Origin of the sequence: Cupriavidus malaysiensis (genome assembly GCF_001854325.1) — a bacterium.
Taxonomy (GTDB): domain Bacteria; phylum Pseudomonadota; class Gammaproteobacteria; order Burkholderiales; family Burkholderiaceae; genus Cupriavidus; species Cupriavidus malaysiensis.
In genome coordinates, this window is the sequence record NZ_CP017754.1 from 594,418 (window position 1) to 609,726 (window position 15,309).

17 protein-coding genes are annotated in these 15,309 nt (G+C 68.8%); 14 read left to right on the forward strand and 3 right to left on the reverse strand.

What is annotated here, in order from left to right:
- Positions 1 to 56: 56 nt before the first annotated feature.
- The 5 genes from metH to BKK80_RS02490 all read left to right on the forward strand — a co-directional run bounded on the left by metH (position 57) and on the right by BKK80_RS02490 (position 4,965).
- Positions 57 to 2,804, forward strand: coding sequence for a methionine synthase (gene metH / locus BKK80_RS02470; RefSeq protein ID WP_083383913.1), 2,748 nt, complete (start codon positions 57 to 59; stop codon positions 2,802 to 2,804).
- Between the two features lie 227 nt (positions 2,805 to 3,031).
- Positions 3,032 to 3,340 (forward strand): hypothetical protein, encoded by a 309-nt coding sequence (locus BKK80_RS02475; protein ID WP_071010716.1) that lies wholly within the window; start codon positions 3,032 to 3,034, stop codon positions 3,338 to 3,340.
- Positions 3,341 to 3,606: 266 nt separating this feature from the next.
- A complete protein-coding gene (locus tag BKK80_RS02480; RefSeq protein ID WP_071010717.1) occupies positions 3,607 to 4,239 on the forward strand; it encodes a response regulator in 633 nt (210 codons plus the stop codon).
- Between the two features lie 84 nt (positions 4,240 to 4,323).
- Positions 4,324 to 4,746, forward strand: a complete 423-nt coding sequence (locus BKK80_RS02485) for a response regulator (RefSeq protein ID WP_071010718.1) — start codon at positions 4,324 to 4,326, stop codon at positions 4,744 to 4,746.
- Positions 4,747 to 4,821: 75 nt separating this feature from the next.
- The gene (locus tag BKK80_RS02490) at positions 4,822 to 4,965 is read left to right on the forward strand and encodes an entericidin A/B family lipoprotein (RefSeq protein ID WP_071010719.1); all 144 of its coding nucleotides are present in this window, start codon (positions 4,822 to 4,824) and stop codon (positions 4,963 to 4,965) included.
- Between the two features lie 68 nt (positions 4,966 to 5,033).
- Here the strand turns inward: BKK80_RS02490 and BKK80_RS02495 are convergent, their stop codons facing one another.
- The gene (locus BKK80_RS02495; RefSeq protein WP_083383914.1) at positions 5,034 to 6,503 is read right to left on the reverse strand and encodes a CHASE3 domain-containing protein; all 1,470 of its coding nucleotides are present in this window, start codon (positions 6,501 to 6,503) and stop codon (positions 5,034 to 5,036) included.
- 302 nt (positions 6,504 to 6,805) lie between these two features.
- Between BKK80_RS02495 and BKK80_RS02500 the strand changes: the two genes are divergently transcribed.
- Genes BKK80_RS02500 through BKK80_RS02510 form a run of 3 tightly spaced genes read left to right on the forward strand, consistent with a single transcriptional unit; the run spans position 6,806 to position 7,702 of the window.
- The gene (locus BKK80_RS02500; RefSeq protein ID WP_418235877.1) at positions 6,806 to 7,024 is read left to right on the forward strand and encodes a DUF1328 family protein; all 219 of its coding nucleotides are present in this window, start codon (positions 6,806 to 6,808) and stop codon (positions 7,022 to 7,024) included.
- A 45-nt stretch (positions 7,025 to 7,069) separates the two neighbouring features.
- Positions 7,070 to 7,231, forward strand: a complete 162-nt coding sequence (locus BKK80_RS02505) for a DUF1328 domain-containing protein (RefSeq protein ID WP_071010720.1) — start codon at positions 7,070 to 7,072, stop codon at positions 7,229 to 7,231.
- A 54-nt stretch (positions 7,232 to 7,285) separates the two neighbouring features.
- The gene (locus tag BKK80_RS02510) at positions 7,286 to 7,702 is read left to right on the forward strand and encodes a hypothetical protein (RefSeq protein ID WP_071037606.1); all 417 of its coding nucleotides are present in this window, start codon (positions 7,286 to 7,288) and stop codon (positions 7,700 to 7,702) included.
- A gap of 22 nt (positions 7,703 to 7,724) precedes the next feature.
- Here BKK80_RS02510 and BKK80_RS02515 read toward each other — a convergent pair whose 3' ends face one another.
- Positions 7,725 to 8,042: a DUF1840 domain-containing protein gene (locus tag BKK80_RS02515; protein ID WP_071010722.1), complete on the reverse strand. Its 318-nt coding sequence runs from the start codon at positions 8,040 to 8,042 to the stop codon at positions 7,725 to 7,727.
- A 171-nt stretch (positions 8,043 to 8,213) separates the two neighbouring features.
- Here BKK80_RS02515 and argS point away from each other — a divergent pair, with 171 nt between their 5' ends.
- The 5 genes from argS to BKK80_RS02540 all read left to right on the forward strand — a co-directional run bounded on the left by argS (position 8,214) and on the right by BKK80_RS02540 (position 13,398).
- Positions 8,214 to 10,010, forward strand: coding sequence for an arginine--tRNA ligase (gene argS, locus BKK80_RS02520; RefSeq protein ID WP_071037605.1), 1,797 nt, complete (start codon positions 8,214 to 8,216; stop codon positions 10,008 to 10,010).
- Between the two features lie 98 nt (positions 10,011 to 10,108).
- Positions 10,109 to 10,918: an SPOR domain-containing protein gene (locus BKK80_RS02525; RefSeq protein WP_071070641.1), complete on the forward strand. Its 810-nt coding sequence runs from the start codon at positions 10,109 to 10,111 to the stop codon at positions 10,916 to 10,918.
- A gap of 85 nt (positions 10,919 to 11,003) precedes the next feature.
- Positions 11,004 to 11,639 carry a thiol:disulfide interchange protein DsbA/DsbL gene (locus tag BKK80_RS02530; protein ID WP_071010724.1) on the forward strand — a complete coding sequence of 212 codons (636 nt, stop codon included), beginning with the start codon at positions 11,004 to 11,006 and terminating at the stop codon, positions 11,637 to 11,639.
- Positions 11,640 to 11,731: 92 nt separating this feature from the next.
- The gene (locus BKK80_RS02535; RefSeq protein WP_071010725.1) at positions 11,732 to 12,556 is read left to right on the forward strand and encodes an SDR family oxidoreductase; all 825 of its coding nucleotides are present in this window, start codon (positions 11,732 to 11,734) and stop codon (positions 12,554 to 12,556) included.
- Positions 12,556 to 13,398 (forward strand): helical backbone metal receptor, encoded by an 843-nt coding sequence (locus BKK80_RS02540; RefSeq protein ID WP_071068564.1) that lies wholly within the window; start codon positions 12,556 to 12,558, stop codon positions 13,396 to 13,398. Before BKK80_RS02535 ends, BKK80_RS02540 begins: the two co-directional genes overlap by 1 nt.
- A 44-nt stretch (positions 13,399 to 13,442) precedes the next feature.
- On the opposite strand, the gene BKK80_RS02545 is transcribed toward BKK80_RS02540, so the two are convergent.
- Positions 13,443 to 14,519, reverse strand: coding sequence for an MBL fold metallo-hydrolase (locus BKK80_RS02545; RefSeq protein WP_071010727.1), 1,077 nt, complete (start codon positions 14,517 to 14,519; stop codon positions 13,443 to 13,445).
- A gap of 231 nt (positions 14,520 to 14,750) precedes the next feature.
- Between BKK80_RS02545 and BKK80_RS02550 the strand changes: the two genes are divergently transcribed.
- Positions 14,751 to 15,173 (forward strand): MerR family transcriptional regulator, encoded by a 423-nt coding sequence (locus BKK80_RS02550; protein ID WP_071010728.1) that lies wholly within the window; start codon positions 14,751 to 14,753, stop codon positions 15,171 to 15,173.
- Positions 15,174 to 15,309: the final 136 nt, after the last annotated feature.

Genomic DNA, 15,309 nt, shown 5'->3' on the forward strand with positions numbered 1-15,309 from the left:
CCGCGCATCCCGAATCCACCAGGCCGCCCGCGCCTCCCGCATTCCAAGACAACGCTATGACCACCGCCAAGCTGCCGCCGCGCCCGATGCGCCTCTCGGGCCTCGAGCCCTTCACGATCGACGAGGGCACGCTGTTCGTCAACGTCGGCGAACGCACCAACGTGACCGGTTCCAAGGCCTTCGCCCGCATGATCCTGAACGGCCAGTTCGACGAGGCGCTGGCCGTGGCCCGCCAGCAGGTCGAGAACGGCGCCCAGGTCATCGACATCAACATGGACGAGGCCATGCTCGACTCCAAGGCGGCGATGGTGCGCTTCCTGAACCTGATCGCCTCCGAGCCCGATATCGCGCGCGTGCCCATCATGATCGACTCCTCCAAGTGGGAGGTGATCGAAGCCGGGCTGCAGTGCGTGCAGGGCAAGGCGGTGGTGAACTCGATTTCGCTGAAGGAGGGCGAGGAGCAGTTCCGCCACCATGCGGCGCTGATCCGCCGCTATGGCGCCGCCTCGGTGGTGATGGCCTTCGACGAGCAGGGCCAGGCCGACACCTTCGCGCGCAAGACCGAGATCTGCAAGCGCAGCTACGACATCCTGGTCAACGAGGTCGGCTTCCCGCCCGAGGACATCATCTTCGACCCGAACATCTTCGCGGTCGCCACCGGCATCGAGGAACACAACAACTACGCGGTGGACTTCATCGAGGCCACGCGCTGGATCAAGCAGAACCTGCCCTACGCGAAGGTCAGCGGCGGCGTGTCCAACGTGTCGTTCTCCTTCCGCGGCAACGACGCCGTGCGCGAAGCGATCCACACGGTCTTCCTCTACCACGCCATCGCCGCCGGCATGGACATGGGCATCGTCAACGCCGGCCAGCTCGGCGTCTATGACCAGCTCGATGCCGAGCTGCGCGAGCGTGTGGAAGACGTGGTGCTGAACCGCCGCGAGGACGCCACCGACCGCCTGCTGGAGATCGCCGACCGCTTCAAGGGCGGCGGCGCCCGCAAGGAAGAGAACCTGGCCTGGCGCGGCACGCCGGAAGCGCCGGTGGCCGTGGCCGAGCGTCTCGCGCACGCGCTGGTGCACGGCATCACCACCTTCATCGTCGAGGACACCGAGGAAGCGCGCCAGCAGATCGCCGCGCGCGGCGGCCGCCCGATCGAGGTGATCGAGGGCCCGCTGATGGACGGCATGAACGTCGTCGGCGACCTGTTCGGCGCCGGCAAGATGTTCCTGCCGCAGGTGGTCAAAAGCGCGCGCGTGATGAAGCAGGCGGTGGCTCACCTGCTGCCCTTCATCGAGGAAGAGAAGCGCCTGCTGGCCGAGGCCGGCGGCGACGTCAGGGCACGCGGCAAGATCGTCATCGCCACCGTCAAGGGCGACGTGCACGACATCGGCAAGAACATCGTGTCGGTGGTGCTCCAGTGCAACAACTTCGAAGTGGTCAACATGGGCGTGATGGTCCCGTGCAACGAGATCCTGGCCAAGGCCAAGGCCGAGGGCGCGGACATCGTCGGCCTGTCGGGCCTGATCACGCCCTCGCTGGAGGAGATGGCCTATGTTGCCGCGGAGATGCAGCGCGACGACTACTTCCGCCTGAAGAAGATCCCGCTGCTGATCGGCGGCGCCACCACCTCGCGCGTGCACACCGCGGTCAAGATCGCGCCCAACTACGAAGGGCCGGTGGTCTACGTGCCGGATGCCTCGCGCTCGGTCAGCGTGGCCTCCAGCCTGCTGTCCGACGAGGGGGCTGCCAGGTACCTCGACGAGCTGAAGTCCGACTACGACCGCATCCGCGCCCAGCACGCCAACAAGAAGGCCACGCCGATGGTGACGCTGGCCGAGGCGCGCGCCAACAAGACTCCGCTCGACTGGAGCGCCTACGTGCCGCCCAAGCCCAAGTTCGTGGGCCGGCGCGTGTTCCGCAACTACGACCTGGCCGAGCTGGCCAACTACATCGACTGGGGCCCCTTCTTCCAGACCTGGGACCTGGCCGGCCGTTTCCCCGATATCCTCAACGACGAGATCGTCGGCGAGTCGGCGCGGCGCGTGTACTCGGACGGCAAGGCCATGCTGGCGCGCCTGATCCAGGGCCGCTGGCTGAGCGCCAACGGCGTGATCGCGCTGCTGCCGGCCAACACGGTCAACGACGACGATATCGAGATCTATACCGACGAGAGCCGCAGCCAGGTCGCGCTGACCTGGCACAACCTGCGCCAGCAGAGCGAGCGTCCGGTGGTGGACGGCGTGCGCCGCCCCAACCGCTGCCTGGCCGACTTCGTCGCGCCCAAGTCCAGCGGCATCGCCGACTACATCGGCCTGTTCGCCGTCACCGCCGGCATCGGCGTGGACAAGAAGGAGGCGCAGTTCGAGGCCGACCACGACGACTACAGCGCCATCATGCTCAAGGCACTGGCCGACCGCTTCGCCGAAGCCTTCGCCGAATGCCTGCACGAGCGCGTGCGCCGCGACCTGTGGGGCTATGCCGCGCAGGAAACCCTGAGCAACGAGCAGTTGATCGCCGAGTCCTACCGCGGCATCCGTCCGGCTCCGGGCTATCCGGCCTGCCCGGAGCACACCGTCAAGGGCCCGATGTTCTCGCTGCTCGATGCCGGCGACATCGGCATGGGCCTGACCGAGGCGCTGGCGATGACGCCGGCGGCGTCGGTCAGCGGCTTCTACCTCGCGCATCCGGAGTCGACCTACTTCTCAGTGGGCAAGATCGGCCAGGACCAGCTCGACGACATGGTGGCGCGGCGCGGCGAGGAACGCGCTGTGCTCGAGCGCGCGCTCGCGCCCAACCTGTAACCGCATGCAAGGGGCCGTGCGGCGCCGTCGGCACGCGCAGCCCCTTGAATGCGCGGGGAAAACGCGCGAAGCGGCGGGTGCGCCATGCGCACGGGCCCCTCACCACTCCTTACACAGCATTACAACTGCTCACAGACCGCCGCCCGGCGCGTCCCTAGACTGAGGGCTCGTTTCCAAGCAAGCCGCGGCGAATCTCTCCCGCGGTGTAGACCGAAAGGAGTCTTCCGATGAAAAAGCTGCTGCTCTCCCTGTCCGCCCTGTCGATCGCTGCCGCCACCTCGCTGGCCATGGCCCAGGGCGCCGGCGCCCAGGCCGAGGCCGGCCTGAACGCGGCGGCCAAGCCCGCCGTGGCCGCCGCCGCCGACCAGCAGGGCCAGGCCGCGCAGGCGCCCGAGGCTGCTCAGGCGAAGCCGGCCGCCAAGGCCAAGCATGCGAAGACGCACAAGGCACACGAAGCGAAGGCCGGTGCCAAGGCCGAGGCCAAGAGCGAAGCCCTGGGCGACGCCAAGGTCGATGCCGGCACCAAGCTGCAGTAAGCCGGCGGGCGCGCGCCGCCCGTGTATCGTGCCGGCGCCGGCAGGCGCCGCGCGCGAGGTGGGAGAAAAAAGGGACGGCAGCGCCGTCCCTTTTTTCTTGCTGGCGGACCTGCCGCGCGGCGGGCACGCCTCGTGTCAGCCTGACACCGACAGAGCCGCGCCGGCAGCCGCACTACAATGCAGTTTGCCCCCGGGCGAGGGCCGAGTCGCTTCGCCGTCGCGCCGCCTCGCGGGCCAGGGGGCAACCACATCAGACGGAGGCAACCATGATCCGCGTCCTGATCGCCGACGATCACGAGATCGTGCGCGCCGGGCTGCGCCAGTTCATTGCCGATGAGCCCGACATCCAGGTGACCGGCGAGGCCGGCAGCGGCGATGAAGTGATGGCCCTGCTGCGCAATGCCGAGTTCGATGTCGTCGTGCTCGACATCTCCATGCCGCAGCGCAACGGCATCGACGTGCTCAAGCTGCTGCGCCAGCGTTTTGCCGACCTGCCGGTGCTGATCCTGTCGACCTACCCGGAAGACCAGTACGCGATCAACCTGATCCGCGTCGGCGCCTCCGGCTACCTGACCAAGGAGAGCGCCGCGGACGAACTGGTCAAGGCCATCCGCACCGTGGTACAGGGCCGGCGCTACGTCAGTGCCGCAGTGGCCGAGCTGCTGATCGGCGGCCTCGGCAAGCCGACCGAGCAGTCGATGCACCAGTCGCTGTCCGAGCGCGAGTTCCAGATCTTCTGCAAGCTGTCGCGCGGGCAGACCGTGTCGGTGATCGCCGACGAGCTGTTCCTGAGCGTGAAGACGGTCAGCACTTATCGCTCGCGCATCCTCGAGAAGATGGGCATGAAGACCAATGCCGACCTGACCTACTACGCGATCAAGAACGGCCTGGTGGAGTAGCCGGCGCGGCCCCCGGCACGCCTCGTCCGCCATGTAGGACGCGCGCCGATAGTGACCCGCCGCATCCCTGCCTATCATCCAACCATGCCTGATCGAGCCACAGTTCCCGCCTTCCCGCCGCTGCGCGTCCTGCTGATCGAGGACTCGGCGATGATCAGGGAGATGTTGCTCGAATATCTGCAGGCGATGCCCTATGTCGAACGGGTGGACTGGGCCGACACGGAACATCTCGGCATCAGCATGTTCGCCGCCGGCGGCTATCAGGTGGCGATCATCGACCTGCAGCTGCGCCAGGGCAACGGTGTCAATGTGCTGCGCGCCATGCAGCGCGCGCGCGCGCCTGGCATCCGCATCGTCTACACCAACCACGCGCAGGTGCCGGCCTACCGGCGCCAGTGTGCCGACGCGGGCGCGGACTATTTCTTCGACAAATCGCTCGAAATGGAAGAAGTGTTTCGCGTCATCGAGGAATACGCCGGCAGCCGGGCTGCCGGCGACCCATCCTGACCGGCCGCGGCGCCGCATCGGGCAGTCGTACCCAGGACGGCGGCAGGAGCCGCCGCATCACAGCAAGGAGGGACCATGAGAAAAGTACTGGCTTGGTTTGCCCTGGCGGGCGTGGTCGTGCTGACCGGCTGCAACACCATGGCGGGAGCGGGCAAGGATATCCAGCGCGGCGGCGAGAAGATGGAGGATGCCGCCCACGATGTGAAGCAGAAGATGTGATGCCTTGATGCCTTGATGCCACCGGGTGCGTCGGTGCGGGCCCGCATGCCGGTACGCGTCGGCGCCCGTCACGGCGCTCCGGTGTTCCGGCCGGCGTTGCCCGCGGTGCCGACATCGCCCTGCCCCTCGCGTTGGCCCTCGTCTTCGCTTTCCCCGGCCTCCTCGGTCTCGGGGGGAGCCACGACGGCATCGGTCAGCGGCACCTCCAGCCGGACGCAGACCCCGGCACCCGGCGGCGACTCCACGCGCAGGTTGCCGCCCAGTGCCGCCACGCGCTGTTCCATGCCGAGCATGCCATGGTGGCCGGCGGTGCGGCGCGCTTCGAAGTCTTCCGGCAGGCCGCGCCCATCGTCGCGCACGACCAGTGTCAGCAGTTCGCCGTGCCGGTGCATGGCGATTTCCACGTGGCGGGCGTGCGCATACTTACTGGCATTGGTCAATGATTCCTGCACGATGCGGAACAGCGCGATGGCGGCCTCTTCGCGCAGCGCCGGCAGGTCGTCGGGAATATCCACCCGGGTCTGCCATTGGTTGCGCGTGCCGACTTCCTCGGCCAGTTGTCCGATGGCCTCCTTCAATCCCAGGTTGAGCAGGATGGTGGGCCGCAGGTCCTCGATCAGGCGACGCTTGATCTGGATGCCCTGGTCCACGTGCAGCATCACGCGCCCGAGCTTTTCCTGGACTTCCGGCACCGCCTCGCGGGTGCGCTGGCGCACCCAGTGCAGGTCGAGCTTGATGGCGGTGAGGATGGCGCCGAGTTCATCGTGCAATTCGCGCGCCAGGCGCGTCTTTTCGTCTTCGGTCACGCGCTGAAGGTGGGTCGCCAGCGCCGAGAGCTGTCGCGTGCGCGCGCGCACCATGTGCTCCAGGCGCGCGCTTTCCACTTCCAGCTCGCTGCGCTCGGCCTCGGCCGCCGCCAGCCGGCGCGCATGACGCAAGCCCAATACCACCAGCAGCACGATATTGGTGGCGGTCAGCAGGCCGACGCCCAGGCGCGCCATGCCGAGGTCGCGGTCCGCGCCCTCGAGGCTGTGCGAGACCGAGGCGGCCTCGCGCGCCAGCAGCTTCTCCAGCCCGCGCCGCGCATTGTCCATGGTCTGCTTGCCGAAGTCGGTGCGGATCAGGTCCAGCGCCACGCTGACGTCACGCTTGCCATAGACCAGGGTGAGGTCCATCTCGTTGAGCTTGCGGCCGATCAGTTGCGAGGTCTCGCCGAACTGCTTGAGCGCCTCGGGGTCGTCGGCATAGTGAGCGCGGATCTGCGCCATCAGCTGGGTGATGTGCGGCAGGGCGCGATAGTAGGGGTCGAGATAGCCTTCCTTGCCGGTCAGCAGGTAGCCGCGCTGGCCCGCCTCGGCATTGACCAGTTCACCGAGCAGCGTGCTGATGTCGCGCTGCACCTGCTGCGAGCGGATCACCTGGGTATAGCCGTCGCGCAGCCGCTGGTTGCCGGTTTCGGAAGTGATCAGCACGATCACCGTCAGCAGGATGCCTCCGGCCAGCAGCAGGGTGGAGCGCAGCGATGAGGACTTGAACATGATGGCTTCCCGTTGGCTGGCGCCGCGGCGCGGACGTGCCGCCCGCCGCCGCGCCTGGTTGGCGGCCGCCGGCCTTGCCAGGCGCCCCCGGCGTCTGCGCGCAGCGGGGATGGCCAGGGCCCGGTTGCGTCGATGGGATCACATTGACGGTAGATGGTCAATTCGTGATCGTTTGCCCGCATCTTGCCGCAAGGCTTGCTTGGTGCAGGGCTCCTTTGACGGCGTAGGACTCCACTGACGCGCGAATCGGTGCCGGGGCGCTGCCGGCGGCCGGCCGCTCTCTCTACAGTAGCCTCATACGCGTGGCCATCCCGGCGGCGCGCTTCATCCTGGCACAGGAGGCGACGATGCGGAAGCGGGCGCTCGTCTTTGCGCTGGCTTCGCTGCTGGCAGGCCTGCTCGGCAGCAGCGGCATCGCGGCCGGCGCGGCGGGCATTGCCAAGTTGCTCTGCCTCATCTTCCTGGTGCTGTTCGCGGTGTGCCAACTGCTCGGGGTCACGGTCTTCAGGGCGCTGAAATAGCGCGGGCCGCGCAGGCGTCCACGCTCAACTGCAGGGAGTCCAACCATGCTGCACTACGCCGTCGTCTTCTTCGTCATCGCCCTGGTCGCGGCCCTGTTCGGCTTCGGCGGCATCGCCGCGGGCGCCGTCGAGATCGCCAAGATCCTGTTCTTCGTGTTCCTGGTGGTCGCAGCCGTCACCCTCGTGCTCGGCCTGGTGAGCCACTGAGGACGGCGGCGCGCTTCGCCTGCCTTTTTCTTCCTGCCACCAAACGAGGTCGACATGCTGAACCGACACCCAGAGATCCGCAAGGAAGTCCGACACCTGGCCGACAGCGCGCAGGACACCGCGCGCGAAGTGCGCCGGGCGGCGCGCGAGGCCCGCGCCGCCGCGCAGCCGGTCTCCGAACAGGCCCGCGATCTGCTGGCCCAGCTCGAGCGCACGATCGCCGTGATGGCCAGCGAGGGCTCGGCCGAGGCCGCGCAGAGCCGCGCGCGGCTGCAGGCGCGCGCGAGCGCACTGGCCGGGCAGCTGGGCGGCCAGGTGCGCGAAGGCGCGCGGCTGGCCGGCGCGCGGGTGAATGATTCGATCGCCGGGGTGGAGCAGCGGGTCGCCACCGCGCCGTGGACGGCGCTGGGGGTGGCTGCGCTGGCAGGGGCCTGCGCGATGCTGCTGCTGTGGTCAGGCCGGCGCGACTGAGCCACGCGCGCCGGCGCCTGCGCTAGACGCCCCACATGACATCCGCGCCTTCGCGCTGGGAGGCGCGCAGCATGTCGAGGAAGGGGAAGGCGCGCTGGCCCAGGTGCAGGGGTTCGTCCTGATCCTCTTCCTGCCCGGGATGGACGGCCGACTCCGCCGGATGCGCGCGCTTGGCGTCGCTGACGGCGGCTTCCAGCTTCTGGATGGCGCGCGGCATCTCTTCGCTGGTGATCACCCCGCGTTCCCCGAGCTGTTTGCCGATGATGCCCAGCAGGGTGATGGCCAGGTCCTTCATCATGATCAGGTCCTGTGCCGCGTGGGATTTGAAGGTGATCAGCATGATGTTTCCTTTCCTGGGGGAGGCGCCCCGGAAGTGCGGCCGGGATGGCTGCGACGGCCGGAGCATGGTGTCAGCATAGCACCTGATAAAATTCCGCGTTCCGCAATTCGAAACCTGCCACGCGACGCGGCGTCCACTTGCCGAGTGGTGCCGCCCAGGGCCAAGACACCCATGCTGCCTGTTCAGACCTCCACTCTCGCCGCCGCGTTCACCGATGCCGTGCGCGCGCTCGCGCCGGCCGACACCGTCCTGCCGGCCGTCGCCTTCGAACGGCCCAAGGCGGCCGCGCATGGCGACCTGGCCTGCAATCTCGCCATGCAGGTGGCGCGCACGCTGAAGACCAACCCGCGCGAGCTGGCCCAGCGCCTGGTCGAGGCCGTGCAGGCCGACCCGCGCGCGGCCGGCCTGGTCGCGGCGATGGAGATCGCCGGCCCCGGCTTCATCAACCTGCGCCTGGCGCCCGCCGCCAAGGCCGCGGTGCTGCGCGCGGTGCTGGACGAGGGCGACCACTACGGCGCGCAGATGCGTGGCGTCAACGGCCAGGTGCTGGTCGAGTTCGTCTCGGCCAACCCGACCGGGCCGCTGCACGTGGGCCACGGCCGCCAGGCGGCACTTGGCGACGCGCTGGCCAACCTGCTGGCATGGCAGGGCTATGCCGTGCACCGCGAGTTCTACTATAACGACGCCGGCGTGCAGATCCAGAACCTGGCCGTGTCGGTGCAGGCGCGCGCGCGAGGCCACAAGCCGGGCGACGCAGCCTGGCCCGAGGCCGCTTACAACGGCGACTACATCGCCGACATCGCCGCCGATTTCCTGGCCGGCAGGACCGTCAGCGCCTCGGATGGCGAGCCGGTCACCGCCTCGGGCAACGTCGAGGACATGGAGTCGATCCGCCGCTTCGCCGTCACCTACCTGCGCAACGAGCAGGACATCGATCTGCAGGCCTTCGGCGTGCGCTTCGACCGCTACTACCTCGAGTCGTCGCTGTACAGCGACGGCCGCGTCGAGGCCGCGGTGCAGTCGCTGGTGGCCAAGGGCAAGACCTACGAGAGCGAAGGCGCGCTGTGGCTGCGTACCACGGACGACGGTGATGACAAGGACCGCGTGATGAAGAAGAGCGACGGTACCTACACCTATTTCGTGCCCGACGTGGCCTACCACACCACCAAGTGGGAGCGTGGCTTCACCAAGGTCATCAACGTGCAGGGCAGCGACCACCACGGCACCATCGCCCGCGTGCGCGCCGGCCTGCAGGGGCTGGACATCGGCATCCCCAAGGGCTACCCCGACTACGTGCTGCACAAGATGGTCACCGTGATGAAGGACGGCCAGGAGGTCAAGATCTCCAAGCGTGCCGGCTCCTACGTGACCGTGCGCGACCTGATCGAGTGGAGCAACGGCGGCGACGAGACCATCCGCGGCTGCCTGGACGCCGGCGTGGCGGAGTGGCCGGCCCACTTCGCGCGCGGGCGCGACGCGGTGCGCTTCTTCCTGCTGTCGCGCAAGGCCGATACCGAGTTCGTCTTCGACATCGACCTGGCGCTCAAGCAGAACGACGAGAACCCGGTGTACTACGTGCAGTACGCACATGCCCGCATCTGCTCGATCTTCGAGTCGTGGGCCGGTGCCGACTGGGAGGCGCGCCTGGTCGAGCTGGCGCGCCTGAGCGACGACGAACTGGCCGCCGTGACCGGCGCCGACGCCGGTCCGCAGGCGCTCGCGCTGGGCCGGCGCCTGGCCGAGTTCCCCGACATGCTGGCCGCCGCCGCCGGCGAGCTGGCGCCGCATGCGGTCGCCTTCTACCTGCGCGACCTGGCCGGCGACTTCCACGCCTTCTACAACGCCGACCGCGTGCTGGTCGACGACGAAGCGGTCAAGCGTGCCCGCCTGGCCCTGCTGGCGGCCACCCGCCAGGTGCTGCGCAACGGCCTGGCGGTGATCGGCGTCTCCGCCCCGCGCCGCATGTAAGGCGCCGCGCCGCGCGGGGCAGCGCGGCCGGTAACGATCTGTCATGATGCCTGCTGCCGGAGTGGCTCTATAATCCCGGCAACATGCAAGAGGACTTCATGCAACAGCAACGCAAGCGCGCCACGCGCCAAGGCCGCCGCGATTCGCAGCGCGGCGGTACGTTCCTGGGCCTGGTGCTCGGCCTGATCATCGGTCTGGCCATCGCGGTGGTGGTGGCCCTGTACATCACCAAGTCGCCCGCGCCCTTCCAGCAGAAGGGGGCGCCGGCGCCCAAGCCCAGCGAGCCGGGCAACGTCGTCAGTACGCTGCCGAGCCCGGCGCAGGCCCCGCAGCAGGCGCCGTCGGACCCGAACACGCCGCTCTGGAGCAAGACGCCGCCCAAGCCGGTCGGCCCCGCCGAGCAGGAGCCGCAGGCCGACCAGGGCAGCACGCCCGGCGCCGGCACCGCTGTGGCGCCGGTGCCCGAGCGGCATGCGCAGCTGACGCCGGCGCGGCCCGCCGACAGGCCTGCCGACAAGCCCGCCGAAAGGCCTGCCGACAGGCCGGTGGAGAAGCCCGCGGAAAAGCCGGCGGAGAAGCCGGCCGACACCCGTCAGGCAGCCCGTCCCGCCGAGAAGCCCGTGGCCGACCCGATCGCCGAGATCGCCATGGCCGACGCCAATCGCTCTTCGGCCGGCTACCTGCTGCAGGTCGGCGCCTTCCGCTCGCCCGACGACGCCGACCGCCAGAAGGCCAACCTCGCCATGCAGGGCTTCGAGGCCAAGGTCACCGACCGCGATGTCAACGGCGTCAAGATGTACCGCGTCCGGCTCGGGCCGTTCAACAAGATCGAGGACATGAACCGCGTGCGCGACCGCCTGCAGGCGGCCGGCTTCGAGGCTTCTGTCATCCGTTTCACCCGGCAGTAGCGTTAGGGGTTTGACGGCGGGGCGCTGAACCGCGGCGCCCCGCCGCTGTCATAGGCTCATCGTCCCAACTCGAGATCCGCGCAACATGAAGAAATTCGCCGCCCTGTTTGCCATGCTTGCCGCTGTCAGCGGCCTGCTGATGTCCGCACCCGCCCAGGCCGTGCCCGTCGAAGGCAAGGACTACCAGGTGCTGAAGAACCCGCAAGCCGCGCCGGCCGGCAAGGTCGAGGTGATCGAGTTCTTCTGGTACGGTTGCCCGCACTGCTTCGACTTCGAGCCCGAACTCGAGGCGTGGGTCAAGCGCCAGGGCAAGGACGTGGTGTTCAAGCGCGTGCCGGTGGCATTCCGCGACGACCTGCTGCCGCACACCAAGATCTTCTATGCGCTGGAGGCGCTCGGCAAGCTCGACGCCATGCACGCCAAGGTCTTCAATGCCATCCACGTCGACCGCAAACGCATGGTCGATCCCAACGAGATCGCCGACCTGATGGCCAAGAACGGCATCGACCGCAAGGCCTTCCTCGACGCCTACAACTCGTTCTCGGTCAATACCAATTCGCAGCGTGCCAACAAGATTGCCGATGCCTACAAGATCGACGGCGTGCCGACCGTGGTGATCCAGGGCAAGTACGAGACCTCGCCGTCCATCGCAGGCAGCAAGGCCGCGGCCATCCAGGCCATGGACTTCCTGGTCACCGGCGTGCGCGACAAGAAGATGTGATGCGGCGCGGGCCGCGCGACGCGGCCCGCTTTGCCGGTCCGGATTCCGGGATCGCCCCGATCCCCCCGGATCCTCCGGAGTACCCGATCCCGATGCGAGCCCAGAAGGTCTTCCTCACCGGTGCTTCCAGCGGCCTGGGCCAGGCGCTCGCCAGGGAATACGCCGCCCGCGGCGCCATTCTCGGGCTGGTCGGCCGCCGCGAGGCGGCCTTGCGGGAACTCGCCGCGAGCCTGCCCAACCCCAACGCGGCGCGCGTCTACGCCGCCGACGTCCGCGATGCCGATGCGATGGCAGCGGCCGCGCAGGATTTCCTCGACCATTTCGGCTGTCCCGACATCGTCGTCGCCAATGCCGGCGTTTCCGTCGGCACCGTGGCCGGCGAGCGAGAGGACCTGGCTGCCTTCCGCCTGGTGATGGACACCAACTGGTTCGGCGTGCTCACCACCTTCCAGCCGTTCCTGCAGCCGATGCGCGCCGCCGAACGCGGCGCCGGTGGCTGGCGCGGCACGCTGGTCGGCATCGCCAGCGTGGCCGGCGTGCGCGGGCTGCCGGGCGCCGGCGCCTACAGTGCCTCCAAGTCGGCGGTGATCAAGCTGCTGGAAAGCCTGCGGCTGGAAGAGCGCGCCAACGGTATCCGCGTGGTCACCATCGCGCCCGGCTACATCCGCACGCCGATGACGGCGCACAACCCCTACCGCATGCCCTTCCTGATGGATGCGGACGTGTTCGCCCGCAAGGCCGTGCGGGCCATCGCGGCGGGGCGGCGCTTCGCCGTCGTTCCCTGGCAGATGGGCGTGGTGGCGGGCATCCTGCACGTGCTGCCGCGCTGGCTCTACGATGCCCTGGCCGCCCGCGCGCCGCGCAAGCCGCGCAAGCCGGACCCGGGCAGCGCGCCGCCACCCGGCGCTTCCGCCTGATGTGGCGCGACGCCGCCGGCCAGGCGCACGGGCGCGCCGGCGCGGGCGCCCGCATCGCCTCGCTGGTACCGTCCATCACCGAACTGCTGTGGGCGCTCGGCCTGGGGCCGCAACTGGTGGCGCGCACGGGCTTCTGCGTCCATCCGGCGCCGCAGGTGCGCGCGGTCCCGAAGGTCGGCGGCACCAAGGACGTGCAGCTGGAGCGCCTGCGCGCGCTGGCGCCGACCCATGTGGTGGTCAATGTCGATGAGAACCGGCGCGAGACGGTGGAGGCCATCCGTGCCTTCGTGCCGCACGTGATCGTCACCCATCCCTGTGCGCCGGAAGATAACCTGACACTGTACCGGCTGCTCGGCGGCATCTTTGCGCGCGAGCGCGAAGCCGAGGCCCTGTGCGGCCGGCTGGAGGCGGCGCTGGCCGCGGTGCGGGCGCAGTCCTGGCCGGCCCGGCGCGTGCTCTACGCGATCTGGCAGGATCCCTGGATGACGGTGTCGCGCGACACCTATATCAGCCGCATGCTGTCCCTGGTCGGCTGGCAGACCTGGCCGCCGGCGGAGCTGGCGGCGGCAGCGGGGGAGGCCTGCGCCGGCGGCGACTGTGCCCGCCCCAATGCGCCCGGCGCGCGCTATCCCAGCTTCCGCTGGAGCGAGGCGCTGGTGCGCCAGTTCGACCTGGTGCTGCTGGCGAGCGAGCCCTACCGCTTCACCGAAGACCACGCCGATGCGCTCGAGCGCCAGCTCGGCATGCCGGTGCTGCCGATCGATGGCGAGATGGTTTCCTGGTACGGCAGCCGCGCCATCGACGGCATCGCTTACCTGGCGGCCTTCGCGCGCCAGGCCTGAGGGCGGCGGGCCTGAGGGCGCCGGGACCGGCCCGGCGCCGGCGCTCACGCCGCGCTGAAGCGGATCACGCCGTCGGCATCGAGCCGGCGCACCACGCGGCCCTCGTGCCATAACAGATGCAGGTGGGCCAGTGCCTCGCCCATGGCGAAGGTCATCTGGTGGATGTCGAACTGGCGGCGGAACATCACGCCGACGATGTCGTGCGCGCTGCACGGCTTGGCGGCGCAGGCTTCCAGGGTCTCGGCCAGCCGCTCGACGTGGTGCTCGCGCAACTGCAGGATGCGCGTGTGCAGGTTGCGGAAGGGGCGGCCGTGCGACGGCAGGATCAGCACCTCCGCGGGCAGTCCCTCGTACTTGCCGAGCGAGTCGAGGTAGAGCTTGAGCGGATTGCCTTCCGGCTCCATGTCGAACACGCTGACATTGGTGGAAATGCGCGGCAGCACCATGTCGCCGGAGATCAGCACCCCGGTGGCGTCGTTGTACAGCGCCACGTGCTCGGGCGCGTGGCCGTAGCCGGTGATCACGCGCCAGCCGGCGCTGGCCGGGTCGGCGCCGATCGCCACGGTGTCGCCATCCATCAGGCGGCGGTATTGGGTGGGCAGGTCAGGCACCAGCGAGGGGTAGTAGCTCTTGCGCGCGCGCAGCTTCTCCAGGCTGTCGGGGTCGTTCAGGCCGTGGCGGGCGAAGTGGCTGGCGGCAAAGTCGCCGCCGGCATTGGAGCCGGCACCATTGCCGCCGCCCATGACGCGCGCGCTCATGTAGTCGCCCAGGCTCATCCACAGGCGCACGTCCCAGCGCTTGCACAGCCAGGCCGCCAGGCCGACGTGGTCGGGGTGGCAGTGCGTGACCAGCACGCGCAGCACCGGCAGGCCCTCCAGTTCGTTCGCGAACACTTTCTCCCAGTTGGCCTGGATGGTGTCGTTACTGATGCCGCAGTCGACGATGGTCCAGCCGTCGCGCCCGTCGAGGCGGTCGCGCAGCAGCCACAGGTTGATATGGTCGAGCGCGAACGGCAGCGGCATGCGCAGCCAGTACACGCCGGGGGCCACCTGCTGCCGCGTGCCGGGCTCGGGCATGGTGTCGCCGAACGGGTATTGGAGTTGGTGTTCGAGTGCGTTCATGGGGAGTCTCGCTGGTCTTGAGCCCTGCGCTTGCTGGGCCGGCGCTTGCCGGCGGGCGGGCTTCTCGTGGTGCTTGCTGTCGTGGCCGCGGCCGATCCGGGTGGGTTGTCTCCCGCGGTTGCCAGCCGCCGGGCTTGACGCTAACGTTAACGTCAATCCGAACGGCGCGTCGTCCATCTTAAGCGAAAACTTCATTACATATCGAACGACCGTTCATTTTTTCGAAGCCTCATGTCATCCAGCCAGACCACGACCTACACCATCACCGAGCTCTCGCGCGAGTTCGAGGTGACGCCGCGCGCCATCCGTTTCTACGAGGACCAAGGTCTGCTGGCACCGGAGCGGACCGGCTCCGGCGGCCGCACGCGGGTCTATAGCGCGCGTGAGCGGACCCGCCTGAAGTTGACGCTGCGTGGAAAAAGGTTGGGACTCACTCTCAATGAGATCCGCGAGATACTGGATCTGTATGAGTCGCCTGGCGATACGGTGCCGCAGCTCGAGCGTTTCCTGCATGCGTTGGCGGACCATCGCGGCGCGCTCCAGCGGCAGCTGGAAGACCTGCAGGCCCAACTGGCCGAGATCGACCAGCACGAGCGCCATTGCCGTGACCTGCTGCAGGAGCAGCTGCGGGGGCAGCGGCCGGCACGAGCCTGATCCGGCTCTTATCGCCCGGCGCAGAGGTTCTCACGCGCTCTCACGCGGATGCCGGAGGATCGCTCCAGGCCGGCTGCGGCAATCAAGTTGACGTTTACGTAAACGTCAATAAAATAGAGCGGCTTCCACGGATGCC

Coding starts and splice junctions, on each gene's coding strand:
- BKK80_RS02550 (WP_071010728.1), top strand. CDS start 14,751: ATGTCATCCAGCCAGACCACGACCTACACCATCACCGAGCTCTCGCGC.
- BKK80_RS02505 (WP_071010720.1), top strand. CDS start 7,070: ATGCTGCACTACGCCGTCGTCTTCTTCGTCATCGCCCTGGTCGCGGCC.
- argS (WP_071037605.1), top strand. CDS start 8,214: ATGCTGCCTGTTCAGACCTCCACTCTCGCCGCCGCGTTCACCGATGCC.
- BKK80_RS02490 (WP_071010719.1), top strand. CDS start 4,822: ATGAGAAAAGTACTGGCTTGGTTTGCCCTGGCGGGCGTGGTCGTGCTG.
- BKK80_RS02540 (WP_071068564.1), top strand. CDS start 12,556: ATGTGGCGCGACGCCGCCGGCCAGGCGCACGGGCGCGCCGGCGCGGGC.
- BKK80_RS02480 (WP_071010717.1), top strand. CDS start 3,607: ATGATCCGCGTCCTGATCGCCGACGATCACGAGATCGTGCGCGCCGGG.
- BKK80_RS02515 (WP_071010722.1), bottom strand. CDS start 8,042: ATGCTGATCACCTTCAAATCCCACGCGGCACAGGACCTGATCATGATG.
- BKK80_RS02525 (WP_071070641.1), top strand. CDS start 10,109: ATGCAACAGCAACGCAAGCGCGCCACGCGCCAAGGCCGCCGCGATTCG.
- BKK80_RS02545 (WP_071010727.1), bottom strand. CDS start 14,519: ATGAACGCACTCGAACACCAACTCCAATACCCGTTCGGCGACACCATG.
- metH (WP_083383913.1), top strand. CDS start 57: ATGACCACCGCCAAGCTGCCGCCGCGCCCGATGCGCCTCTCGGGCCTC.
- BKK80_RS02530 (WP_071010724.1), top strand. CDS start 11,004: ATGAAGAAATTCGCCGCCCTGTTTGCCATGCTTGCCGCTGTCAGCGGC.
- BKK80_RS02475 (WP_071010716.1), top strand. CDS start 3,032: ATGAAAAAGCTGCTGCTCTCCCTGTCCGCCCTGTCGATCGCTGCCGCC.
- BKK80_RS02535 (WP_071010725.1), top strand. CDS start 11,732: ATGCGAGCCCAGAAGGTCTTCCTCACCGGTGCTTCCAGCGGCCTGGGC.
- BKK80_RS02495 (WP_083383914.1), bottom strand. CDS start 6,503: ATGTTCAAGTCCTCATCGCTGCGCTCCACCCTGCTGCTGGCCGGAGGC.
- BKK80_RS02510 (WP_071037606.1), top strand. CDS start 7,286: ATGCTGAACCGACACCCAGAGATCCGCAAGGAAGTCCGACACCTGGCC.
- BKK80_RS02485 (WP_071010718.1), top strand. CDS start 4,324: ATGCCTGATCGAGCCACAGTTCCCGCCTTCCCGCCGCTGCGCGTCCTG.